Annotated in this window: 20 protein-coding genes; 11 read left to right on the top strand and 9 right to left on the bottom strand. The window is 58.9% G+C overall.

Going from position 1 to position 24,770, the window contains the following annotated elements:
• The gene (locus GTP58_RS19000) at positions 1 to 357 is read left to right on the top strand and encodes a PKD domain-containing protein (protein WP_072787806.1); all 357 of its coding nucleotides are present in this window, start codon (positions 1 to 3) and stop codon (positions 355 to 357) included.
• On the opposite strand, the gene GTP58_RS18995 is transcribed toward GTP58_RS19000, so the two are convergent.
• Positions 354 to 806, bottom strand: coding sequence for a helix-turn-helix domain-containing protein (locus GTP58_RS18995; RefSeq protein ID WP_161078760.1), 453 nt, complete (start codon positions 804 to 806; stop codon positions 354 to 356). The genes GTP58_RS19000 and GTP58_RS18995 overlap by 4 nt on opposite strands.
• Positions 807 to 981: 175 nt before the next feature.
• On the opposite strand from GTP58_RS18995, the gene GTP58_RS18990 reads away from it, so the two are divergent.
• Both GTP58_RS18990 and GTP58_RS18985 read left to right on the top strand, forming a co-directional pair.
• Entirely contained in the window at positions 982 to 3,261 is a 2,280-nt protein-coding gene (locus tag GTP58_RS18990) for a GH92 family glycosyl hydrolase (RefSeq protein WP_161078759.1), read from the top strand.
• 153 nt (positions 3,262 to 3,414) lie between these two features.
• A complete protein-coding gene (locus GTP58_RS18985) occupies positions 3,415 to 5,238 on the top strand; it encodes a GGDEF and EAL domain-containing protein (protein ID WP_161078758.1) in 1,824 nt (607 codons plus the stop codon).
• Here the strand turns inward: GTP58_RS18985 and GTP58_RS18980 are convergent.
• The 3 genes from GTP58_RS18980 to GTP58_RS18970 all read right to left on the bottom strand — a co-directional run bounded on the left by GTP58_RS18980 (position 5,154) and on the right by GTP58_RS18970 (position 9,905).
• Complete coding sequence (locus tag GTP58_RS18980) at positions 5,154 to 6,833, bottom strand: alpha-amylase family glycosyl hydrolase (RefSeq protein WP_161078757.1); 1,680 nt, start codon at positions 6,831 to 6,833, stop codon at positions 5,154 to 5,156. The two genes, GTP58_RS18985 and GTP58_RS18980, sit on opposite strands and share 85 nt — an antisense overlap.
• A gap of 20 nt (positions 6,834 to 6,853) precedes the next feature.
• Entirely contained in the window at positions 6,854 to 8,485 is a 1,632-nt protein-coding gene (locus GTP58_RS18975) for an alpha-D-glucose phosphate-specific phosphoglucomutase (RefSeq protein WP_161078756.1), read from the bottom strand.
• Between the two features lie 100 nt (positions 8,486 to 8,585).
• Positions 8,586 to 9,905 (bottom strand): MFS transporter, encoded by a 1,320-nt coding sequence (locus GTP58_RS18970; protein WP_161078755.1) that lies wholly within the window; start codon positions 9,903 to 9,905, stop codon positions 8,586 to 8,588.
• Positions 9,906 to 10,079: 174 nt separating this feature from the next.
• Between GTP58_RS18970 and GTP58_RS18965 the strand changes: the two genes are divergently transcribed.
• On the top strand, positions 10,080 to 12,530 hold the full coding sequence (locus GTP58_RS18965) for a TIM-barrel domain-containing protein (RefSeq protein ID WP_161078754.1): 2,451 nt from the start codon (positions 10,080 to 10,082) through the stop codon (positions 12,528 to 12,530).
• Between the two features lie 70 nt (positions 12,531 to 12,600).
• Entirely contained in the window at positions 12,601 to 12,972 is a 372-nt protein-coding gene (locus GTP58_RS18960) for a DUF4440 domain-containing protein (protein ID WP_161078753.1), read from the top strand.
• Between the two features lie 4 nt (positions 12,973 to 12,976).
• Here GTP58_RS18960 and GTP58_RS18955 read toward each other — a convergent pair whose 3' ends face one another.
• Complete coding sequence (locus GTP58_RS18955; protein ID WP_161078752.1) at positions 12,977 to 13,531, bottom strand: hypothetical protein; 555 nt, start codon at positions 13,529 to 13,531, stop codon at positions 12,977 to 12,979.
• Positions 13,532 to 13,548: 17 nt separating this feature from the next.
• On the opposite strand from GTP58_RS18955, the gene GTP58_RS18950 reads away from it, so the two are divergent.
• From GTP58_RS18950 to GTP58_RS18930, 5 genes are all read left to right on the top strand, one after another.
• Positions 13,549 to 14,871: a hypothetical protein gene (locus GTP58_RS18950; RefSeq protein WP_161078751.1), complete on the top strand. Its 1,323-nt coding sequence runs from the start codon at positions 13,549 to 13,551 to the stop codon at positions 14,869 to 14,871.
• A gap of 106 nt (positions 14,872 to 14,977) precedes the next feature.
• Positions 14,978 to 15,322, top strand: a complete 345-nt coding sequence (locus GTP58_RS18945) for a hypothetical protein (RefSeq protein WP_161078750.1) — start codon at positions 14,978 to 14,980, stop codon at positions 15,320 to 15,322.
• A gap of 69 nt (positions 15,323 to 15,391) precedes the next feature.
• Positions 15,392 to 15,892 carry a hypothetical protein gene (locus GTP58_RS18940; protein WP_161078749.1) on the top strand — a complete coding sequence of 167 codons (501 nt, stop codon included), beginning with the start codon at positions 15,392 to 15,394 and terminating at the stop codon, positions 15,890 to 15,892.
• Between the two features lie 208 nt (positions 15,893 to 16,100).
• Positions 16,101 to 16,637 (top strand): hypothetical protein, encoded by a 537-nt coding sequence (locus GTP58_RS18935; protein WP_161078748.1) that lies wholly within the window; start codon positions 16,101 to 16,103, stop codon positions 16,635 to 16,637.
• A 44-nt stretch (positions 16,638 to 16,681) separates the two neighbouring features.
• Positions 16,682 to 17,248 (top strand): hypothetical protein, encoded by a 567-nt coding sequence (locus GTP58_RS18930; protein ID WP_161078747.1) that lies wholly within the window; start codon positions 16,682 to 16,684, stop codon positions 17,246 to 17,248.
• A gap of 87 nt (positions 17,249 to 17,335) precedes the next feature.
• Here the strand turns inward: GTP58_RS18930 and secF are convergent, their stop codons facing one another.
• The 4 genes from secF to GTP58_RS18910 form a co-directional block, all read right to left on the bottom strand.
• Positions 17,336 to 18,358, bottom strand: coding sequence for a protein translocase subunit SecF (secF, locus tag GTP58_RS18925; RefSeq protein WP_161078746.1), 1,023 nt, complete (start codon positions 18,356 to 18,358; stop codon positions 17,336 to 17,338).
• Between the two features lie 15 nt (positions 18,359 to 18,373).
• Positions 18,374 to 20,242: a protein translocase subunit SecD gene (gene secD / locus GTP58_RS18920; protein ID WP_161078745.1), complete on the bottom strand. Its 1,869-nt coding sequence runs from the start codon at positions 20,240 to 20,242 to the stop codon at positions 18,374 to 18,376.
• Positions 20,243 to 20,540: 298 nt separating this feature from the next.
• A complete protein-coding gene (locus tag GTP58_RS18915; protein WP_161078744.1) occupies positions 20,541 to 22,175 on the bottom strand; it encodes an ATP-binding domain-containing protein in 1,635 nt (544 codons plus the stop codon).
• Between the two features lie 46 nt (positions 22,176 to 22,221).
• Positions 22,222 to 22,725 carry a hypothetical protein gene (locus GTP58_RS18910; RefSeq protein WP_161078743.1) on the bottom strand — a complete coding sequence of 168 codons (504 nt, stop codon included), beginning with the start codon at positions 22,723 to 22,725 and terminating at the stop codon, positions 22,222 to 22,224.
• A 208-nt stretch (positions 22,726 to 22,933) separates the two neighbouring features.
• Here GTP58_RS18910 and GTP58_RS18905 point away from each other — a divergent pair, with 208 nt between their 5' ends.
• Positions 22,934 to 24,766 (top strand): M2 family metallopeptidase, encoded by a 1,833-nt coding sequence (locus GTP58_RS18905; protein WP_161078742.1) that lies wholly within the window; start codon positions 22,934 to 22,936, stop codon positions 24,764 to 24,766.
• The last annotated feature ends 4 nt before the right edge of the window (positions 24,767 to 24,770 follow it).

Raw genomic sequence — 24,770 nt, 5'->3', positions numbered from 1 at the left:
ATGCGAAAATCATTGATCCTGATTCTGCCGATGCTGATACTGAGCGCCTGCGGCGGCGGTGGCGCTGAGGGGCCCGTGGCCAATCACGCGCCGGTCGCCATGGCCGGCCCGGCGCAAACCGTGGCCGCCGGTACCGCGATCAAGCTGGCCGGCAGCGGCACCGACGCCGACCAGGATATCCTCAGCTATTCCTGGACGCTGACCAAACCGGCCGGCAGCGGCGCCACGCTGCTCAACTACCACGTCGCCACGCCCACCTTCTTTGCCGACGTACCGGGGGCCTACGTCGCCACGCTGATCGTCAACGACGGCAAGCTCGATAGCGCGGCGTCCACCGTCACCATCACCGCGAATTAATCCACGCCATCACGGTTGACCATGGTGTCTTCCGGCGTCAGTCGGCGGCCATCCTGGGCAACCAGTTCCAGCCGGCGCACCGGCTGGCCGCGCTTGCGGTCAACCAGATGCACATGCGCTTCGCCTGGTTCGAAAAAATAATCCTCGCCCCACTGGCGCAGCGCGGTCAGCAGCACAAACATGCCGCGCCCCTTCTCCGTCAGCTGATATTCCAGATGTGCGCCGCCATCCTCCGGCGCCACCGCCTCGAAGATGCCGTGCTCCACCAGATGCCGCAGACGCGCCGCCAGGATGTTCTTCGCCATTCCCAGGCTGCGCTGGAATTCACCAAAGCGCCGCGATCCCTCGAACGCATCGCGCACGATCAGCAGCGACCAGCTGTCGCCGATCGCATCCAGCGGCCGCGCGACGCCACACGCTACATCTTTATGACTCGTTCTTTTAACCATAGTTGCATATTAAAACCACAGGCAACATAAAGCAAATGGCTTCGCACTGGCCTTTCTGGCCAGGCAGCCGTGTTTAGTAATCCGCCAATAAACACGGCGACTGCCCGGCCTTGCGGGTTTTCGCCCAGAAGGTAACTGCTACACTGGGTCATCACCATCCACCACACTCCAGGACATGAAACTGCACACGCTCGCACTCCCCGCTTTGCTGCTCGCCGTCGCTGCGTCCGCCGCCCCCGTCAAAGATCCGGTTGAATTCATCAACCCGCTGATGGGCACCGCCAGCAAACCCGAACTCTCCAACGGCAACACCTACCCGACCATCGCCCTGCCATGGGGCATGAACTTCTGGACGCCGCAGACCGGCAAGATGGGGGACGGCTGGGCCTACACTTACGACGCCGACAAAATCCGCGGCTTCAAACAAACCCACCAGCCGTCGCCCTGGATGAACGACTACGGCCAGTTCGCCATCATGCCGGTGACGGGCAAGCTGCGTTTCAAACAGGATGACCGCGCGAGCTGGTTCTCGCACAAGGCGGAAGTGGCCAAGCCTTACTACTACAGCGTCTACCTGGCCGACGCCGACGTCACCACCGAAATCGCACCGACCGAACGCGCCGCGCAGTTCCGCTTCACCTATCCGAAAACGGATGAAGCCTACGTGGTGGTGGACGCCTACGACAAAGGTTCTTACATCAAGGTCCTGCCCGCGCAGCGCAAGATCGTCGGCTACAGCACGCGCTACGCCCACGGGCCGCTGCCGAAGAATTTCAAGAACTACTTCGTCATCTACTTCGACAAGCCATTCACCTCGACCCGCATCTGGAGCGGCGACAAGATCGTGGACGGCGTGAGTGAACTGGCCAGCAACCATAGCGGCGCCGTGGTCGGCTTCAAGACGGAAAAAGGCGAGAAGGTCGGCATGCGCGTGGCCTCCTCCTTCATCAGCGAAGAACAGGCAGAGCTCAACCTCAAGCGCGAACTAGCCAGCGACAGCTTCGACGCCACCGCGCAAAAAGGCAAGGAGGTGTGGAACAAGACACTGGGCCGCATCAGTGTCGAAGGCGGCAGCGATGAACAGACGCGCACCTTCTATTCCAGCCTGTACCGCATGCTGTTCTTCCCGAACAAGCTGTACGAAATCGACGCCAACAACCAGATCGTTCACTGGAGCCCTTACAACGGCCAGGTCCTGCCCGGCTATATGTTTGCCGGCACCGGCTTCTGGGACACCTTCCGCGCGCTCTATCCGTTCCTGAACCTGATGTACCCGTCGATCAACCGCGAGATGCAGGCCGGCCTGGTCAACGACTACAAGGAAGGCGGCTGGCTGCCTGAATGGTCCAGCCCCGGCCTGGCCAACGTCATGATCGGCAATAACTCCGCGTCGGTGGTGGCCGAAGCCTACATCAAGGGCCTGCGCGGCTACGACATCGAAACCCTGTGGCAGGCGCTCAAGCACGGCGCCGACAACGAAGGCCCGATGGATGCCGTCGGCCGCCGCGGCGTCAAGTACTACAATCAATTGGGCTATGTGCCGTACGACGTCAAGATCAACGAAAACGCCGCACGCACGCTGGAATATGCCTACGACGATTTCGCCATCTACCAGCTGGGCAAGGCGCTCGGCAAGCCGGAGCCGGAAATCGCCATCTACAAGCAGCGCGCGATGAACTACAAAAAGCTGTTCGACCCCGAGACGGGCCTCATGCGCGGCAAGAACCAGGACGGCAGCTTCCAGTCGCCATTCAACCCGTTCAAATGGGGTGACGCCTTCACCGAGGGCAATAGCTGGCACTACACCTGGTCGGTGTTCCAGGACGTCAATGGCCTGGTGGGCCTGATGGGCGGCCGCGACAAGTTCGTCGCCAAACTGGACCAGGTATTCGACCTGCCGCCAACGTTTGACGAAAGCTACTACGGCCAGGTGATCCACGAAATCCGCGAAATGCAGATTGCGAACATGGGCCAGTACGCGCACGGCAACCAGCCCATCCAGCACATGATCTACCTGTACGGCTACGCCGGCGCGCCATGGAAGACCCAGTACTGGGTGCGCGAAACCATGAACCGCCTGTACAAGCCCACGCCGGACGGCTACTGCGGCGATGAGGACAATGGCCAGACCTCGGCCTGGTATGTGTTCTCCGCGCTGGGCTTCTATCCGGTGACGCCGGCCGTGCCGCAATATGTGGTGGGAGCGCCACTGTTCAAAAAAGCCACATTGCACCTGGAGAATGGCAAAACCATCACCATTAACGCACCGGCAAACAGCGACCAGCAACGCTATGTCGGCGCGCTCAAGCTCAACGGCAAGCCCTATGCACACAACTGGCTGGATCACGCCGCGCTGACCCAGGGCGCGGTACTGGACTTCGACATGCGCGCCACACCGAACCAGCAGCGCGGCACCGCGCCCGCCGACGCGCCTTATTCGCTATCGCAGCCATAGCGAATGCCTACAGCAGGGCTATCGGGATCATGCTATGATGACGTTTCCATGTGGAAATTAAATTAATTCCACGCCATCCCGAGCCCTGCCCCGCTCCCGATTATCGCCAGTGCCCCGACCCGCATTGCACCTTGAACTGCTTTCGGACCGCACATGACGATACCCTGCTCCCTCACCGAGGCGCGCCGCCTCGACGCGCTGTATAAATTGAACCTGCTGGACACGCCGCCCAGCGAAGCCTTCGACCGCATCACGCGCATGGCGGCCAGCCTGTTCAAGCTGCCCATCGCCGCCGTCTCGCTCACGGACGCCAACCGCCAGTGGTTCAAATCGCGCGTCGGCGTCGAGCATGACAGCATCCCGCGCCTGCGCGCGCCCTGCGGCCAGGTGGCGGACAGCAGCGACGTGCTGGTGATTCCCGACCTGCTCAAGGACGCCTGCTACCAGGACAGCCTGCTGGCAGAAAGCGGCATCCGCTACTACGCGGGCGCGCCGCTCACCACCAACGATGGTCACTGCCTCGGCGCCATGTGCGTGCTGGGCACCGAACCGCGCGACACCACGCCGGAAGAAATCAGCGCACTGTGCGACCTGGCCGGCATGGTGATGGCGCAGATCGAACTGCAGCACGCGCTGGGCCGCGTCGACCCGGTCAGCGGCCTGCCCAACCGCAACCAGTTCATCGAAGACTTCCAGGACCTGCAGCTGGATGCAGCGGAAGGCGAGCAACGGCTGGCGGTGCTCATCAACCTGGCCACGCTGGAACAGCTGGCCCACGCCGTGCGCGCCATGAAATCGTCGTATCTGGACGAACTGGTGACGGACGGCGCGCGCTGGCTGCGCGCGGAGGTGGGCGCCGGTCACCGCATCTACCATGTTGCCACTGCCCAGTTCATCCTGTTGCCGTCATCGGGCGAAACGCTGGACAGCCTGCTGCCACGCCTGCAGGAAAAAATGCAGCAGGCGCACGCCATCGCGCGTTCGCGCTATGTGGCCACGCCGGCCGCCGGCGTGGTGCCGTTCGATGTCGGCCGCGATGACAGCCTGTCCGTGCTGCGCAAGGCCCGCAGCGCCGCCCACGACGCCGCCGACCGCGGCCTGCTGGTGGCCATCTACTCGCAGGTGGAGGATGCGCTGTACCAGCGCCGATTCAGCCTGCTCAACGACTTTGGCGCGGCGCTGGAAAGCCCGGACCAGCTCCGCCTGGTATTCCAGCCGCGCATAGAAATCGAAAGCGGCATGTGCATCGCCGCCGAAGCGCTGCTGCGCTGGAACCATCCGGAACTGGGCGCCATCGGCCCGGCCGAATTCATTCCCATCGTCGAGCGTTCCAGCCTGGCGCAGGCCACCACCGCCTGGGTGCTGAACGAAGCGCTGCGCCATCAAAGCGCGTGGCGCAGCGCCGGCATGGCAGTGCAAGTGGCAGTGAATGTCTCGGCCGCCAATCTCACCGAGCCCGGATTTTCCGCCAGCGTCGCCGACGGCCTGGCGCGCTACCGCCTGCCCGCCGACTGCCTGGAGCTGGAAATTACCGAGAGCGCCATCATGCAGCAGCCGGCCAAGGCGCACGACACCCTGGCCGCGATTGCCGCGCTGGGCGTGGGCCTGGCCATCGACGATTTCGGCACCGGCTACAGCAGCCTGTCCTACCTGCAGACCATGCCTGCCGACGTGGTCAAGATTGACCAGTCCTTCATCCGTGGCCTGGAAGACGATACGCGCCGCCAGGCGCTGGTGCGCGCCATGATTACGCTGTCGCAGGACCTCGGCCATCGCGTGGTGGCCGAAGGTGTCGAGAATGACGATGTACTCAACTTCCTGCGCCTGGCGGGCTGCGACGAGGCGCAAGGCTATCTGTTCGCGGCGCCGCTGGAAGCGGACGTGTTTGCCGCCTACTCCTGCCCGATCAGCACCACCGCGTTGCGCGTGCCGAAGTTGACGCTGCCGCCGCGCACCACCGCCGTTTTGCCGCTGTAGTAGTCCTTGACCTTCTGGCCGTTGGCGAACACGCCGTGCAGGTTGATCGTCGTTGGCTTGCTGGTCGGCAGGTCCAGCGCCACCACCACCTTGTCGCGCAAGCCGTCCTTGTCGTAGGTGCGCTTGAAAACATAGGGCGAAGCTTGCAGTTGCTGATGCACGCCCGCGCCCACCGCTACGTGCGCCTTGCGGAACAGACCCAGTCTGGCCCAGTGCGCGCGCACATCGGCGATCCGGTAGCCGTCGCGCTCCACATTCTGCTCCAGCTCACGCCAGTTCATGAAAGAGCGCAGCCTGGCGTCACCCGAGGCTTCCGCGATATCGAGCTTGCGCGCCGTTTCATCACCGTAGTAAATCTGCGCCGCGCCAGGCGCCAGCAGCAGCTTGTTGGCGCTTTCAAACGGCTTCTTGCGCGCGGCGTCGAATGGTGCGCCGTCGTCGTGCGAGTCCAGATAGTTGAGCACCGAATAGCCATTCAGGCGGCCGCCGTGCAGCGTATTCGAGTAAGTGCTGAAGAGCGTTTCATAATCCTTCTCGGCATCCTTCACCAGCCCGAAATTGATCATGCTGTTGAAGCCCGCCTGATAGTAGTTGACACTCTGCCCGCTACCCAGCTCGTGATACAGGCCATCGGCGACCTTGTAGTTGTAGACTTCCGCCGTGCTGTAGAACTTGTCGTCGCTGAGCTTCTTGTCCGGATTGGCCTTCTTCCAGTCCTCAAAGGCGATCGACGCTTCCTTGAGCAGCTCCTTCCATACCTTGCTTTCCACGTGTTTGACAGTGTCGGCGCGGAAGCCGTCCACGCCGTACTTGCGTATCCAGTCCGTATGCCATTTGATCAGGTAGTAGCGCGGCGCGCGCGGATAACCGGTGCGGGCAAAGAACTCGTTGAGGCTTTTGACCTCTTCCTCAAAGCGTCCTTCGCGCTGCCACTTCGCCATCAGGCGCTCCGGCAGTTCGACCGGCGTATCGCTCTCGGTCAGGAAGTCCGGCAGGTTCTTCACCAGCGTGCACTCGATGGTGGTCTTGGCATCCTTGTAGGTGCACTGCGGCGCCGTGCGTACCCAGTCCTTTGGCCACACGGGATCGGCTTCCGTTACCGGTCCGGTATGGTTCATCACCACATCCAGCAGCACGCGGATGCCGCGCGCATGCGCCGCTTCCACCAGGTTGCGGAAATCGTTCTCCGTACCGAGGTTGGCATCGACTGCAGTGAAGTCCGAAGCCCAGTAGCCGTGGAAACCGTACGACTTGCCCGTGCCTTCATCCGTGCCCTCGTGGATCTGCTCCACCGGCGGCGTCACCCAGATCGCATCCACGCCCAGGCTGTCGAAATACCCATCGTTGATTTTATTGATGACGCCCGCCAGATCGCCGCCCATAAAGCCGCGCAGCGGCGCCGCGTCCTTGCGGCGGTCATAGGCCTGGTCATTGCCCGTAAAGGCATTGTTGAAACGGTCCGTCAGCAGGAAATAGACTGTCGCGTTCTCCCACAGGAATGGCCTGGGTTTTGCTGCGGCGGGTGCTGCCGGTGCCGCTACCGCGTTGGCGCCTAGCGCCATTGCCATGGTCAGTGCGAGTGTCGTCAATTTCATGCTGTCGTCCTTATGGTTGTTTATGTTGTGACGGTGGGATGGGCACGGCCGGTCCAGTCGGCGATGCCCGCGACCTGTTCGGCAATCAGTATCAGCGCCGACAGGGCCTGCTGGGTAGGCAGGTGGTGGTACTTGGGATCCGCTTCGTAACGCTCCAGGTAGACGCGCAAGGTCGCGCCCTCGGTGCCCGTACCCGACAGGCGGAACACGATGCGCGAGCCATTGGTCATCACGATGCGTATGCCCTGCTGCGTGGAGACCGAGCCATCGACCGGATCGGTGTATTCAAAATCATCGGCCAGGGCGACCACGTAATGGCCCAGGTCCGTGCCCGCCAGCGAGGCCAGCTTGATGCGCAGGGAAGCCATGAGTTCATTGGCGGCCTTGGTATCCAGCCCCTCGTAGTCGTGGCGCGAATAGTAGTTGCGGCCAAAGCGCGCCCAGTGCTCGCTGACCAGCTGTTCGACCGATTTACCGGTCGCCGCCAGCAGGTTTAGCCAGAACAGCACGGCCCACACGCCATCCTTTTCGCGGATGTGGCTGGAGCCCGTGCCGTAGCTCTCTTCGCCGCATAGCGTGGCCTTGCCGGCATCCAGCAGATTGCCGAAGAACTTCCAGCCGGTCGGCGTTTCATAGCAAGGGATGCCCAGCGCTTCCGCCACGCGGTCGGCCGCCTGCGAGGTCGGCATGGAGCGCGCGATACCCTTGAGGCCAGCGCGGTAGCCCGGCGCCAGCGTGGCATGCGCGGCCAGCACGGCCAGGCTGTCCGATGGCGTGACGGCGAAGTTGCGGCCGACGATCATATTGCGGTCACCGTCGCCGTCGGAAGCAGCGCCGAAATCGGGCGCGTTTTCCGCCGCCATGAGGTCAATCAGCTCTGCGGCGTTTACGGGATTGGGGTCGGGATGATGGCCGCCGAAATCCTCCAGCGGCACGGCGTTGATCACCGTCCCCGCCGGCGCGCCCAGTTGGCCTTCGATAATCGCCTTGGCGTAAGGCCCCGAGACAGCGTGCATGCCGTCAAAGCACATGCGGAATCCGCCCGCAAACAGCTTGCGGATGGCGTCGAAATCAAACAGCTGCTGCATCAGTTCCGCGTAGTCGGCCACGGGGTCGATCACTTCGACGTCCATCTCTTCAACGCGTGCGGCGCCGAGGCGATTCAGGTCGATATCCGCCGCATCGCTGATGCGGTATTGACTGACCGCTTCCGTGCGATGGTAGATCGCCTCGGTGACATTCTCGGGCGCCGGACCGCCATTGGCGATGTTGTACTTGATGCCGAAGTCGCCATCCGGGCCGCCGGGATTGTGGCTGGCCGACAGTACGATACCGCCCAGCGCCGCATGCTTGCGGATCACGCAGCTCACCGCCGGCGTGGAGAGTATGCCGCCCTGCCCCACCAGCACCTTGGCAAAACCATGGGCCGCCGCCATGCGCAAGATGGTCTGCACCGCGACGAGGTTATGGAAGCGGCCATCGCCGCCCAGCACTAGCGTCTTGCCGCTGCAATCGCCCAGCGTGTCAAACACGCTTTGCACAAAATTTTCGAGGTAGTGAGGCTGCTGGAAAACGCTGACTTTCTTGCGCAGGCCCGAGGTGCCTGGCCGCTGGCCTGGGAAAGGCGTGGTGCTGATCGTCGTAATGCTCATGTTCGCTCCGCTAAGGTAGATGACAGATTCATAGCAACGGTTTTACCTGTTCCGGCAAAATCGCGTCGCACAAATAACTTGTCTCGCGAACAATATTACATCACGCCGGCTCCGCCTCATCGCGTACGATCAGCGTCAGCACGCCTGCTATCACCATGCACAAACCGCCCAGCATCAGCGTCTTGACGCTATGGCCCGCGAACCAATGCTTGGTCACATAACCCAGCAGCAGGCCACTGACAATCTGCGGAATCACGATGAAGAAGTTGAACACGCCCATGTAGTAGCCCATACGGTTGGCCGGCAGCGCGCCCGCCAGAATCGCATACGGCATGGTCAGGATGCTGGCCCAGGCAATGCCCACGCCGATCATCGGCACGAACAGCGTATTCAGGTCATGGATGGTATAGAGGCTCAGCAGGCTGAGGCCACCGATGAGCAAACAGGTCAGGTGCACCACCTTGCGGCTGGTGTGGCGCGCAAACACCGGCAGGATGAACGCCGCCAGCGCCGAGACGCCGCTGTACACCGCAAACATCACGCCCACATGGTTGCCCGCTTCCTGGAACGCCGCCGACTGCGCATCGGTCGTGCCAAACACGTTTTCCGCCACGCCGTTGGTGGTGTAGATCCACATGGCGAACAGGCCGATCCAGGTGAAGAACTGCACCACGGCCAGTTGCATCATGGTCTTCGGCATTTTGGCGAAGCCGCCAAAGATCTCGCTCAGCGCGCGGCCCATGCCCTGGCTGCTCTTCACCTCTGCCTGGAAGGCTGCCAGGTCTTCCGGCGGCGCTTCCTTGGCGGTCAGCACGGTCCACAGCACGGCCAGGAAGTAAACGGCGCCACCGGCATAGAAGGAATAGCGCACGGTGTCAGGAATCGCACCGTTGAGCGGGATATTGCTGACGCCCATGTGCGTGAAAATGGTCGGCAGCAGCGACGCGATCACCGCGCCCCAGCCGATGAAGAAGGTCTGCATCGCAAAACCGGCGGTCTGCTGCGACGGTCCCAGCTTGTCGCCGACGAAGGCGCGGAACGGCTCCATCGACACATTGATCGCCCCATCCAGCAGCCACAGCACAATCGCGGCCATCCACAGCGCAGAGGAATTCGGCATCAGGAACAGGGCGATCGACGCCAGCAAGGCGCCAATGAAGAAGAACGGACGGCGGCGGCCCCACACGGGATGCCAGGTACGGTCGCTCAGGTAGCCGATGATCGGCTGCACCAGCAAGCCGGTGACCGGCGGCGCCAGCCAGAACAGGGGAAGATCGTCGGGATTGGCGCCCAGCGTGGAGAAGATCCGGCTGACGTTGGCGTTTTGCAGCGCGAAGCCAAATTGGATGCCAAAGAAGCCAAGACTCATGTTCCACAACTGCCAGAACGACAGTAGGGGCTTTTTGCTGGAAGAATGCATGCTGCGCGTCCCGAGTATTTAAAATTTGTAGCAAAATAACACGCGACCCTATGCGTGTCAATTGGAAGAACTTCCTAGTAAAATGAAGGAAACAGGGCTTTTCAAGGGCATCATCATGGTGTCAAATGTAGCCAAACAACAAAATTCAAGACGACTAGCGAGACTTTTACCTACATGACTATCCATTCCTTTGCCAAACTGGCCGCCGCCGCGCCCCTGGTCCTGCTGGCCGCCCAGCCGGCGCTGGCGCAAAATGCCGACCGCAAGTTCAACGGTATCACCCAGCGCGACGGCCACCTGGAAGTACAGACCAGCGACGGCAGCTACCTGATCAAGCCCTACTCCCCCGGCATCGTGGAAACAACGTTTGTGCCCAAAGGCGAAACCGTGGATCCCTCCTCGCATGCCGTGGTGCTGGCGCCCGCAGCGGTCAACGCCAGCTTGAAGCAAAAAGGCGGCAGCTACGAATATGCCACATCCGGCATCACCGTCACGATTACCAAGTCCCCGTTCAGGATCGCCTATGCCTACAAGGGCAAGCCGCTGGTGGCGGAAAAGCGCGGCTACATCCACGTCCGCGACGATGTGGCCAGCGGCAGCAAGGACATCAACAAAGGCCAGCCACGCGAACTGGAAGCCATCGAATTCGCGCTGGACAAGGACGAAGCCCTGTACGGCGCGGGCTCGCGCGCGGTCGGCATGAACCGCCGCGGCCACCGCTACACCTTGTACAACAAGGCGCACTACGGCTACGGCGACCATTCGGAACTCATGGGCTACTCCATGCCGATCGCCATGTCGTCGAAAATGTACGCGATCCACTTCGACAATCCACAGACCGGCTACCTGGATTTCGACAGCAAGAAAAACAACAGCCTGACCTATGAAGCCATCGGCGGCCGCAAAACCTACCAGGTGATCGCCGGCGACAGCTGGGAAGATGTGGTCGGCAACTACACCAGCCTGACCGGCAAGCAGCCATTGCCACCGCGCTGGGCCTTCGGCAATTTCGCCATGCGCTTTGGCTATCACAACGAAAAGGAAGCGCGCGACACCATCAACAAATTCATCGCCGACGACATCCCGCTCGATGGCATCGTGTTTGACCTGTACTGGTTCGGCAAGGAAGTCAAAGGCACCATGGGCAACCTGGCCTGGGACAAGGACAGCTTCCCAAACCCGGAAGGCATGATTGCCGACTTCAAATCCAAAGGCGTGCAAACCGTGGTGATTACCGAGCCCTTTGTGCTCGACACCTCGAAGCGCTGGCAGGAAGCCGTTGACAAGCAAGTGCTGGCCACCGGCCCTGACGGCAAGCCGCTCGCTTACGACTTCTATTTCGGCCATACCGGCTTGATCGACATTTTCAGTCCACAGGGCAGGAGCTGGTTCTGGGATATCTACAAAGGCCTGCGCCAGCAAGGCGTGGCCGGCGTGTGGGGCGACCTGGGCGAGCCGGAGGTACATCCAACCGAACTGCGTCACGCCACCGGCACGGCCGACCAGGTGCACAACATCTACGGCCACCAGTGGGCGCGCCTGGTGGCGGAAGGCTACCAGCAGGACTTCCCGGCCGAGCGTCCCTTCATCCTGATGCGCTCCGGTTACTCGGGCACGCAGCGCTACGGCATCATCCCTTGGTCAGGTGACGTCGAACGCGGCTGGGGTGGACTGCAATCGCAGCCAGAGATCGCGCTGCAGATGGGCATGCAGGGCGTGGGCTATATGCACTCGGACCTGGGCGGCTTCGCCAACGCAGTGCTGGACAATGAGCTGTACACGCGCTGGCTGCAATACGGCGTGTTCCAGCCGGTGTTCCGTCCGCACGCGCAGGAGGAAGTGCCAGCGGAGCCGGTCTACCGCGAAGACCAGACCAAGGCACTGGCACGCGAAGCGATCCGCCTGCGCTATCGCCTGCTGCCATACAACTACACGCTGGGCTTCGACAACAACCAGCAAGGCCTGCCGCTGATGCGCCCGATGATTTACGAAGAGCCGGGCAACGCCAAGGTACGCGCACTGTCGTCAACCTACCTGTGGGGCAAGGACTTCCTCGTCACGCCAGTGCTGAAGAAAGGCCAGACCTCCGCCGACGTCTACTTCCCGGCACGCAGTGCGTGGTTTGATTTCTACACGGGCGAAAAGCAGGCCGGCGGCGCAACGCGCTCCATCGCGCTGTCGCCGGACCACGTGCCGGTGTATGTACGCGCTGGCGCCTTCATCCCGATGGCCAAGGTCGTGCAATCAACGCGCGACTACAGCACCAAACACATCGACCTGCACTACTGGCACGACGCCTCGGTGCACGCAGGCGCTGGCAAGCTGTATGACGACGACGGCCTGACCGCGCAAGCCTACGAACAGGGCAAGTACGAGCTGCTGCACTTCACCAGCAAGCTGCAAGGCAAGGCACTGTCGCTGCGCGTGGAATCGGAAGTGGGCAAGCAGTACCAGCGCCCGGCGCGCGGCATCGCACTGACGGTGCGCAACATAACGGCGGCGCCATCGTCGGTGCGCGTGGACGGCAAGGTAGCAGTGTTCGGCTGGGATGACAAAACCAGCCAGCTCACCGTACAACTGCCGGCCGCAGAACAAGCCAGCCGCAGCGTCGACATCTCCCTGTAGTCCACCACCACTCCCCGCTCATGCAGCGGGGAGTTTCGCATTACAATCTCCTGATCTCCGGGAGGTGCAAATGCAGATATCCGATCTCGATGCGGTACGTGAAGCGCTCATCGCGCGAGAGCCGATTTTTCACCGGCGAGAATTTGGCACGCGCCGCGAAGACCTGCTCAACATGACCGCAAACGATTTCTGGGAAATCGGCGCCAGCGGCCAGGCCTACAGCCGCGAATTCGTCATCGAGACACTGCTGGAGCGCTACCAGACGCCGGAGCCAGATGACTGGTCCTGCTCGGACTTCACCTTGCGCCAGATCGCACAGGATCTCTACCAACTCAATTACATCCTGATGCAGCCAGGCCGGCAGACACGCAGAACAACGCTGTGGCGGCAGACCGGTGACGCGTGGCAGATCGTCTTCCACCAAGGCACCGTGATCGCCTGAGTAATCATTTCGCACCAGCCCCTTCCATCGCTTTGGCCAGCGACGGCACATTCAGCGCGGCGCGGTCTTCATCAGTGACCGCCTTGGGGTCGACGGGATACAGCTCGCTCGGGCCGCCGTCCTGAGGCGCCTGATATTGGGTGCCATACCATTGCGGCATCTTCTTCCACACCAGGTAGCGGTCCCAGGATGCAGCAATGAGCCACTTCGGTGCGGGATGCTCGGGCGCCAGCTGCGAAGAGATCGTGGCAAATGCAAGCGCCAGACGGATATCTTCAGGTGAGCCGCCATGCTGGTAAATCATGCCAGCGTTGTAGTAGTCTTCCCCAGTCCTGATCTGGTTTTGCGCAAGCATCTCAGCGACGCGCTTACGCCGCGCCAGATCATGCTGGTTGATCTTATCCCAGTCCAGTTTCTCAGCGTTGCGGTCAGCAGCATCCGCCGCCATCATCGAACGCAGTTCTTCATTCGACGCCAGATCAGCCGCAACTGCGGCAGAACCAGCCGCCAACGCTGCAGTAATAACAATTGCCTTTATAATATCGCCAAAATAAACCATCGATCCGCCACCACCTCATGTTTCAAAAAGTACTTTTAGTTGTCCTGCTCTTCAGCACCAGCGTAACGCAAGCCGCCATTAAAAACACCAGCCAGGACTACTACGCAACAGGTTTCCAGAAAGCCCAGGACAAAGACAAAGCCCTCGCGGCCATCGCGCAACTGGAAAAAAGCCTGCAAACGATTTATACCGATTTCAGCACCTCGATCAAGCAAATCGAAAAGCAGCAGCCTGTCTCGTTTTTTGAAAAACTCAAATTGGCCGCCGACCACGCGTATGCCAGCGACGCGCTCATTAGCGCAGAGAAGAATTTTTTGCTCTCCCTGGACGTTTCAGAGTCCGAAATCAAACCAGAGACAGCACCTAATCAGGAATTCCTCAGCTTCCTGCATGGCGTCTCCGATGCCACCGGCTATTACATCGCCTCATTTATGGGGACAAGAAACCGGGACGGCTTTCCACCTTTGTACTTTCCGGAATTCTGCTTTGCAAACAGCTTCCAGCAAGAGCCAATGCAGGTCACACCGGAGATCGCATCCTTCCTGACGAAAAACGCTTTCAAGAACCAACTCACGGATAATCTGTACGAAATAAAAAACGTAGCAATACCCAAGGTGACGATAGAGAAAACGCGCAGTTACGCGATGGATGGCATCAGCGAGTCCTGCGGAAACTACGGCGAAATTGACAAGCGACTCCCCCAGCAAAAAGTCCTGATCTTCGCCGACACGATTAAAGCCAGATCCTATCTGAAGAAGCGACCCGAACTGGTTGCGACATTCTTTCAAGAGATAGAAACGCATGAGCTGATGCACTACTTCACCAAAAACTCCTGCAGCAGCCTGGGTTCGCGAGAAGTTAGCATCAACAACGTGCTCTACTCGCAAAGGAGAATCAACGAAGCCCTGGCCAGCATTGGCGCCATAGCAGTCTTTACATCGACACAGGACGAAAACAAAAAATATATCCTGTTCAATGAGTTCTATAGCGCAGGAAACTCGTCATACGGCCTGACGTTTGATCTGTTTTTTACTCCGATCTACGCAAAAGCAGCGCGGGATGAGTTCAATAAACTGCAAAAAACCGCGCAGGCAGGCGGCAAGCTCACCGCCAAAGATCTGCCGCCCTATATGAAGCTCGTCAGCCAGTCCACCGCCGACAGCCTCGGGACATTGACGGTGGATGGCGAGGAGAAATTTGTGTCCGTGCCGTTTGTGTACTCGAACTTTTCCTTAACGTACGATCCACTGCTGGACGTCAGCGATGACGATGTGCTGTCGGCAGCGGAAGCCGCGTTGACAACCATTTTGAATGTGCAGAATTCGATCTGCACTGAGTGATAATTGCACTAGCTCAGACTTAACCTGACACGAACTGTGAGATGAGTTAGAGTTCTGAGAGGCTGCTACCAGCCAGAAGCTGCCTCTCGTTTTCAAGCACATCACAATGACTAAAATACTCGCAATCCTTATTCTTTCTTCTGGCTTCAATGTCGCTGTTGAGACAAAGGATGGCTTTGTTGAGCGATCATTCCAGAATTCGCGGCAAGGCGTCAGTGATTTTCTGGCGTTCGCAGATTCGTTCGTGAAGTCCGGCGATTTGAAGTTTTGCGCAGTCTCCACGGTGGAAGATTCGGGACCAGTTATGCAATGGATAGCGGAGAGCGGAATTCGAATTGGTTTTCTTACGTACCAAGCTTACCAGGCGTACACTGAAGAATCGAAAGCCGACCCGGCATCGGCTGCCACCGTAGCAGGTGCCTGTGTCGCTCTGTATGTCATTACTAGATGACTATATGCGGCCAGCAGCAGCCGTTCAAAAATATTGTTCATGGCACGCTGCATATTACGACATTAAACAATGAGAACTCTTGACCTTAGGGCGCCAATTATTCCGAGGCTTTCTGCTGCCGGATTTGAGATTGGCATGGACATTTCAGAGATAGCTGAGATCATTAAGAGCGCGACTGTTCTTGATCACGAAGTGACTGTTGCTGCCTTAAGGCAGAACCAAGGCGTTATCGCAAGACGAAATCAAGTTGGACGTATCCAGTCTGTGTTTTTTAGGGACGACCAAGTCCGCCTTAGCTTCAATGCTGCCGGAAAGCTCTTTTGCATATTCTTGTTCGAAGGGTATAGCGGTACTTACCTAGAATCGATTTCGGTCGGAAGTCCTATGTCATCTGTTCAACGATTGCATCCATTGCTATACGATGATGGGGATGAGATGTGCTACATCGCTGACGTAGAAGGGAATATCGTTCCAGGAATTGCATTCGCGGGATCCTCGTGTTCACTCGTAGATGATCCCGAACAACTGGTTTGGGGATTCTGTGTTCATGATTGGTCGATTCAAAAATGATGCCGCTATGCTATAAGACAGCGTCCAGCGTTGAAGCTGCCGACTTCGACAATCATGAGGCCGGCAGTAGCCGGCCAGAAGCGGCCGGAGCATTTTTAATAGCGAGCATTGATCTGGATGGTAAATTTGAAACACTTTCATCCAGTTAGTTAATTTAAGATTGGTATCTATGCGAACTTTCCATATGTTTGCGGCGGCAATCGCGAGCATGTCTACCGTGTTGTGTTCTCCTGCTTCAGCCGATGAGGTATGGCGTCGAACAGATGCTGTGCTAGTACAAGCATGTTTTGATCAACTACCAGGTGAGCCGCCGAATACCATTCAAGTTGATGCCATAGCAGACGGCATGACGTCCGGTGAACGCTTAACGCTTGTGGGATACACGACCACGAAGCAGCCGATCTATCAAGGGAGTGTCGGGCACTCATCCAAAATTTCTGCGATGCTGTTGCATCTTCCGGGGACTAAGGTTTCGGCTCTAGCTGCTCGGCCGATTGATTTGATGAAATCAATTGACCTTTGGCGCGGTTTAGAAATTCGAGGCTGCACAGACGACGAACGCGCTCCGTTCCGGTTGCTGAACGGCCAACAACCAGAGCGTATGCTGGCTTGCCCTGATCTTGGAATTAAAATGAGCATTAAAGTGACCTCGTCCGCTGAGCATTCATTGACCCTACTTCATCTTAAACATCGTGGTGTACAAGAGTTTAACAACCTGCGCGGATGCGGTGATTTTATCCGGTAACGGCCAAGAGCGGAACCGGTTTAGGTTTGGACAGAGGTGAAACTTTGAAAATTTCTGACAACGAAATCGCAAATCTGTTAGCGCAACAAGCGATATCGCAGCAATATCCTTGGTCAACGAACGATTCGAGGGAAATCGAGAATTTTTTCAAGTTCGTGATTCATGAACTCGAACAAAAGTCCCATGTTAGTTCTAGAGTTGAATGGGGTAATTATGGCTCCGGGTATGCTTCTTTCGTAGACGCCTGGCTCTATCGGGAAAGTTCGGACTTCGATACTAAGTACAGGCCCGCTCAAGGGAAGTCTTACACCGGCTTAGTGATTTTATTGAGCCGTCTTTCGCCGTACTTCGCTTTAATGGAAGGTGAGAAAAGCTGGGGTGGTATTGGTGGAAGCAGTTACATGCCGCAATCCGATGCAATCGATGACTTTCCGACCCCAGCTGTTGCCGAACTCGCAGCGCAGGTGCAGCCGATTCTAGAGAGCCACGGAATGATTCGCTTGAGCCATTCAATGCTGGATACATCACTTAATCCAAAATTCAATGTGCCGACCGTCCTTACAGACAGGGCATTTACTAATTTCGATGCTGTTTTCTACTGGGAAGATTAATCCTCAACGACGTAAAGCGAAGGTCTCATTTGGGGCGAATTCGGTAATAAATTTAGAGGCCCTAGACGGAGAGGCTGGCGCAATAGTTCAGACTACAGCGCCATCGGTTTCGTCTTTTTCCTTGACCGGCTTGATCAGGTCTTCGCGCTTCACGCCCAGCCACATGGCCACTGCAGCAGCAACGAACACCGACGAGTAAATACCGAAGCAGATGCCGATGGTCAGCGCCATGGCGAAGAAGTGCAAGGTCGGGCCGCCCAGGAACAGCATGGACAGCACCATCATCTGCGTACAGCCGTGGGTGATGATGGTACGCGAAATGGTCGAGGTGATCGCGTTGTCGATCACCTCATGCACCGAGGCCTTGCGCTGCTTGCGGAAACTTTCGCGGATACGGTCGAAGATAACCACCGACTCATTCACCGAGTAACCCAGCACCGCCAGCACGCCAGCCAGCACGGTCAGCGAGAACTCCCACTGGAAGAACGCGAAGAAGCCGAGAATGATCACGACGTCATGCAAGTTAGCGATAATCGCTGCTACCGCAAACTTCCACTCAAAACGGATGGCCAGGTAGACCATCACGCCGATCACCACCATCACCAGTGCATTCAGGCCGTTCTGAGTCAGCTCGTCGCCCACCTGTGGACCAACGAACTCCACCTTCTGCAGTGACACCAGCTCGGCATCGCCAGCACCAGCGCACGATTGCTTGACCACGTGCTCGCCCTTGGCGGTCACGGTGTCGATCCGCTTCAGGCTGCCGGTTTCGGCTTTGCACAGTACGTCGAACACCTGCGCCGAAGCATCCTTCGGCGTGATGCCCTTCACCACCGGCAGACGCAGCATCACGTCATGCGCGGTGCCGAAGCCGGTCGCTTCCGGCTGCTCGTAGCCAATGGTTTCCAGCGTGTGGCGGATCCGTTCCAGATTGGCCGGCTGCTGGTAGCGCAGCTCCATCACGGTACCGCCGGTGAATTCCACCGACAGGTGCAGACCCTTGTGGATCAGGAAGAACACGGCCGCTACGAAGGTCAACGCCGAAACGACGTTGAGCACCAGCGCGTGGCGCATGAACGGGATGTCTTTTTTAATGCGGAAAAATTCCATGTTCAGTGCCCCTGATTATTTTTGGTCTGGCACCCAGACGGTACCAATAGTGATCGATTGCAGTTTCTTCTTGCGGCCGTACCAGAGGTTGACCACACCGCGCGACACAAACACGGCGGAGAACATCGAGGTCAGAATACCCAGCGTGTGCACCACGGCGAAGCCGCGGATCGGACCGAAACCGAACACCCACAGCGCCACACCGACGATCAGCGTGGTGACGTTGGAGTCGATGATGGTGGCCCAGGCACGTTCGAAGCCGGCGGCAATCGCCGCCTGCGGCGTCGCACCCGCGCGCAGCTCTTCGCGGATACGTTCGTTAATCAGCACGTTGGAGTCAATTGCCATACCTAGCGCCAGCGCGATAGCGGCCATGCCCGGCAGGGTCAGGGTCACCTGCATCTGCGACAGGATAGCCAGCAGGAATAGCAGGTTGCACGCCAGCGCGAACACGCTGAAGAAGCCGAAGATCATGTAGTAGGCAATCATGAAGACAGCAATCGCGGCAAAGCCATACATGGTCGAGTGGATGCCCTTGGCGATGTTCTCGGCGCCCAGTGCAGGACCGATGGTGCGTTCTTCGATCACGTCCATCGGGGCAGACAGCGCACCGGAACGCAGCAGCAGCGCCAGCTCTGCCGCGTTGCCGGACGTGCCCATGCCCGTGATATTGAAGCCGCTGCCGTTAAGTTCCTGCTGAATCATCGGCACCGACAACACTTCTGGCTTTCCGGTTCTTTCGTACAGTACTATTGCCATGCGCTTGCCAACTTTCCCGGTGGTAGCTTCGCTGATGCGGCGACGGCCTTCGCTATTCAGGTCCACATTCACGGCGGGATGCTGGTTCTGGTCAAAGGCCGCGACGGCGCTTGTGATGTACTCCCCAGTCAGTACCACGTCCTTGGATACCACCACTGGCGCATCCTTGCCGACAGTGAGCAGTTCGTCGTTAAACGGAATCGCGGCAGACATTTCGCTACCCGGCAGGATCGCGTCATCAACCATGCGAATTTCCAGAGTGGCGGTGCGGCCAATCACCGATCGGGCACGCGCCACGTCCTGCATCCCTGGCAGTTGAACTACGATGCGGTCGGCGCCTTGCTGCTGAATTACCGGCTCAGCGACACCTAACTGGTTCACTCGTTTAGACAAGGTGTTGATGTTCTGCTGCACGCCGTCGGCAATGATCTGCTTCTGTGCTTCTGGCTTCAGGCGCATAGCGATACCCAGATCGCTGCCGTCACCGGTGTCGGCAAAGACCAGTCCACTGAGCTGTCCGGCCAGTACATCTTTCGCTCGCTGTCGCGTGACGTCGTCGCGGAATTTGATGCTGACCGCATCGCCTTCGCGCGCAATGCCGGCATGGCGCACATCCTTGTCGCGCAAGATGCCGCGTGTGGCTGCCTGTATCCCCTGTATGCGCTTGTTGAGCATGGCTTGGGTGTCGACCTGCATGAGAAAGTGTACGCCGCCACGCAAGTCGAGGCCGAGATACATCGGCATTGCGCGTAGAGTTCGCAGCCACTTGGGCGTGTCGGCTTGCAGGTTCAGGGCCACCACGTAGGCGGGGTCGTTCGCGTCGGCATTCAGGCCAGCATCCAACGCAGATTTGGCGCGGAACTGGATATCCGGGGTAGCGAAGCTGGCGCTGACGAATGGATAGGCGCCGGACGTGTCGTAGCTGAGCTCCTTGTATTCAATGCCCTCTTTCGCCAGTACGCCGGCAACCTGGCGGCTCATCTCGGTGTTGATCTTGACGCTGGATTTTCCGCTGGTTACTTGTACCGACGGCACTTCACCAAAGTAATTCGGCACGGCGTAAAGTGCGCCCAACAAAATGGCGACGGCAATCAGGACGTACTTCCAGATTGGATATCGGTTCATGGATCTCTCTCGCTTTTCGAATACGCACGAGTTGATGTTATTTTTTCGATAAACAAGAGCTTATCAAGAGAATATTTTTATCTTGATAAATTCCGGGGCGAGACATCGGTAGACTGGCAGGGCGTTAATTCAGGAGGGGAACGGCCATTCTGGCCAATAGGGACAGTTATGTTCAAACCAAGCACAACTTTGCCAAGCCGGTCGCAAGTCGAACGTCGTCCTTCAGGCCAGGTCGTGGCCTGCAAAGGCAACCAATATTTCAGGGCATTTATAGCCGCGTCCATCAATCAGGTGCAGCTCAAAGCCGGTCAAGCAACTGCTGCTCCGCGCGGTCACTCAGCACCAGCACCAGTTTCAACCTGGCCCGGGTCATCCCTACAAACAGCTTGCGCAGCACCAGCTGGTCCATCTCGGCGAAATCGATCTCGGTGAAGATGATCGCCGGCGCCGATTGGCCTTTGAAGCGATAGACCGACTCCGCCAACAAGCCGCCATCGCGGTACTGCGGATTGCCGAACAAGTCGTACTCGCCCGTGAAAGATTTGAGTGTATGCACATCGCTCAGTTGATCGAGATGCAGGATCACGGATTTTTCACGCCCTCGGAATGAGGCGATGGCGATATCGTCGCGCGTAAAGCCCGCGCCCAGGCATAGCGTCACCGCACGCCGGGTTTGCGCTAGCATCGCTTCCGTGTCGCCTTGCGGATAGACCAGTTCCTCGATCTCTGCGCCCTTGAACGGACTGCCCGCTTCCACCGGCGTCTGCGTGGCGCCGATGGAAGCCAGGATCTGGACGATCTGACGCGGGCTGCGATAGTTGGTGTCGGAGTGCAGCGTCACCCAGCCTGGCAGCGGCACGCCGGCCTTGCCGTACAAATTCTGATTCGGGTCCTCCAGCCAGATCGCGCGGCCATCCTCCCTCAGCATGCGCAGCAGGATATCGCGCCAGACCGGCGAGAAATCCTGTCCCTCATCGACAATCAGCACATCGTATTGCCAGCTGGCCGGCAGCGGTGACACCGCCATCTGCGTTTCGATCTTTTCCCACACGTCCGGCGCGGCGTAGTTGGGCGTCTCGCCCTGTTCGCGCGCGAACGCATCGCTCAGCATGTGGAAGCTCGCCACCCGCCCGCCGGGCGGCATCAGGCGTTCGATGTGGTCGGCCAGCGGCCGGTTGTAGCACACGTATAGCGGACACAAGCCCGCCTCGATTGCCGCCGTATATTCCGCCAGCGCCAGCTGCGTCTTGCCGCTGCCGGCCGTACCGATCACGTGCAGGCGGAACGGCGAAAATTCCAACCGCCGCGCCCACGTCGCCAGGCCGCCGGCCAGCCGCGTCACCATCTCGGCCGCATTGCCTATCATCGAACTGGGATCGGGGCGCAAGCTCAGCATATTGCCGAGGAAGCGCGTCACCTTGTCGAACTGCTCGCTGGGTTCAGGGCTGGTGACCGGCAGCGTTTCGCGGATCACTTCCGCCAGGCGGTGCTTGCGGTTGGCATCGATGATGTGGCGGGGATCGATGCCCGCCAGTTGCGGGTCGCGCACAATGTAGTCCGGGCAGTACAGCAAGTAGTCAATCGACATCTGGCCGCCAAAGCGCTCGGTCAGCCCCTTGATCGAGCGCATGATGTGATTGGCGACCTTGCGCGGTTTGCCCTCGTAGTTCTTGACCAGCCCATCCGGCGTTTCACTGAGAAAGCCCGACTTCTGCTCAATCAGCAGCACCCGGCCATTGGGCGCAACGATGATGAAGTCGATCTCATCGAAGGCCGAAAAGCCCTTCTCCACATTGGTCCAATGGACGCCGTGATAAATCCGGTAAGGCGCATCCGCCAGCACGGACTTCAGATAATTGAGCGTCTCGATCTCGCGCGCCGCAGCGCCGGTAGCCGACATCTCTTGCCAGCCGGTGGGGTGAAGATGGGCCATGAAGTAGTCAACGCTCCGCTAATCAAAAGCCCATTGTAAGATGATTTTAGTCGTCAGCCTCGTTCTCACAAACGAGTGAGATATCACACTCATTAAGAACATATTGCAGAACACGCGACAAGGCAGCGTAATCAAAATCCTTGGGCTTTCTTTTCGCCGTAGCGATGCGGTTGACTGCAGCAATCAGCGCATCACTAAAGAACTTGAACTGCTGCTCCGCAGGCAGTTCCTTTACTTCCGTCCACTCCACCTGACCAACAGAGACAAACGCCTTCATCTTGGGACGGTAGCTCATATACTCCTTGGTCTTATGAAACCAGACACCCCATCCCTCGAGTTCAGCAAGTTCAAAGCCTAAAATAAACTCTTCGATTGAAGTCCCAAAATCCAGGCCAGCCAGCCTGGCCGCGATATAGTCCTCCATCGCTGGAATGCTCAACCGCCACAAACCTGTCTGAGGCGGGCCGCCATAGTACACAGTGCGGCTTTCCGCAGACTGCCCAGCCCAAATAACTTCACCGCCATACGTTGTTTGAATTCGAAATTTCATGCCAGAACACTGTTGCCAATATGGGCACGCAGCATATCATCTTGCTCAAATGAAAAATGCGTGGATTGTCACCTCACTTTGCCCGGATTCACAAAACAATCCGCCGTCATCGCCCTTTTACTCAGTGCAAAGTTCTCTGCGAGTAAGTGTATGATTAGCCGCCATCGGACCAGCCGGTCCGGTGACTAAGACAAGATCACCCAGGGAGATGCAAGTGACATCAAAAATTATCAGCACGCTGCTGGCTGCAACCGCCATGACAGCCGCCGGCTCTACCGCGCTGGCTGCCCCCACCGCCAAACCGACCGTCGCCGAGGCCGAACGCTTCCTCGCCGACACCGAAACCAGACTCAATAAGCTGAATAACGAACAGGCCCGCGCTGCATGGGTCGGCTCCAATTTCATCACCGACGATACCGAAGGCATCGCATCCTTCTTCGCCGAACGCTTCCTGACCGCCTCCGGTGAAGCCGCGATTGGCGCGCGCCGTTTCAATGGCCTCAAGCTGTCGCCGGAATCCGCGCGCAAGATGATGCTGCTCCAGCAAACGCTGGTCTTCGCTGATCCAAAAGAGCGCGAACAATACGCCGCGCTGCAGGCAGCCCTGAACGGCGCCTACGGCAAAGCCAAGTACTGCCCTAAAAAACCGGATGGCACCACTGGCGATTGCATGCCACTGGGCGAAATGGAAAAAGTCCTGGCCAACAGCCGCGATGAAGCCAAGCTCAAAGAGATGTGGCTGGGCTGGCACGCGCAAGCACCTGCCTACAAATCCAAGTACGTTGATTACATCGCGCTGTCCAACAAGGGCGCCAAGCAGATGGGCTTCCCGGACACCGGCGCCATGTGGCGCTCGCAGTACGACATGCCGCCGGAAGCTTTCGCCGCCGAGATGGAACGCCTGTGGCAGCAGGTCAAGCCGCTGTACGACTCGCTGCACACCTACACCCGCTACAAGCTGCGCGCCACCTATGGCCCGGATGTGGTGCCGCTGACCGGCCCTATCCCGTCCCACCTGTTTGGCAATATGTGGAGCCAGAGCTGGAACAACCTGTATCCGATCCTGAAGCCGGCCACCGGCGCCAGCAGCTATGACCTGACCAAGGTGCTGGAACAGCGCAAGACAGACGCCACGCAGATGACTAAATATGCGGAAGGCTTCTACACCTCGCTGGGCATGCAGAAGTTGCCGCAGTCGTTCTGGGAACGTTCGCTGCTGACCAAGCCGCGCGACCGCGATGTGGTGTGCCACGCTTCCGCCTGGCCGCTCGACGAGAAGGATGATGTACGCATCAAGATGTGCATTACGCCGACCGCCGAAGACTTCACCGTGATCCACCATGAGCTGGGCCACATCTACTACTTCCTCGGCTACACCAAACAGCCATTCCTGTTCCGTAACGGCGCCAACGACGGCTTCCACGAAGCCATCGGCGACACCATCGCGCTGTCGATCACGCCAGGCTATCTGAAGAAAATCGGTCTGATGGATCAGGAACCGGACGTCACGGCCGACATCCCGCAACTGCTGGAGCGCGCGTTGAGCAAGGTGGCGATACTGCCGTTCGCCTACTCGGTCGATAAATGGCGTTGGGACGTCTATTCGGGCAAGACCAAGCCGGCCGATTTCGACAAGAGCTGGTGGCAGCTGCGCGAGCAGTACATGGGCATGAAGCGCCCGGCGCCTGGCGATGACGCAACCGGCTTTGATGCGGGCGCCAAGTACCACGTGGCGGCTGACGTGCCATACGCACGCTACTTCCTGGCCGACATGCTGCAGTTCCAGTTCCACCGCGCGTTGTGCCGCGAAGCCGGCTACACCGGTCCGCTGAACCGCTGCTCGGTGTATGGCAACGCCAAAGCCGGCGCCAAGCTGCAGCAAATGCTGGCCATGGGTGCAAGCAAACCATGGCCAGAAGCGCTGAAGGCTATCTCGGGTGAAGAGAAGATCGACGGCAACGCGCTGCTCGAGTACTTCGCTCCGCTGAAGACCTGGCTGGACCAGCAGAACGCAGCTTTCGCTGCCGCCGAAAAGAAGTAAGCCT

It is taken from the genome of Duganella sp. CY15W, from assembly GCF_009857555.1.
Classification (GTDB): domain Bacteria; phylum Pseudomonadota; class Gammaproteobacteria; order Burkholderiales; family Burkholderiaceae_D; genus Rugamonas; species Rugamonas sacchari.
The sequence above is the reverse complement of the archived record's forward strand: the minus strand, read 5'-3'. Positions and strand labels throughout refer to the sequence as shown.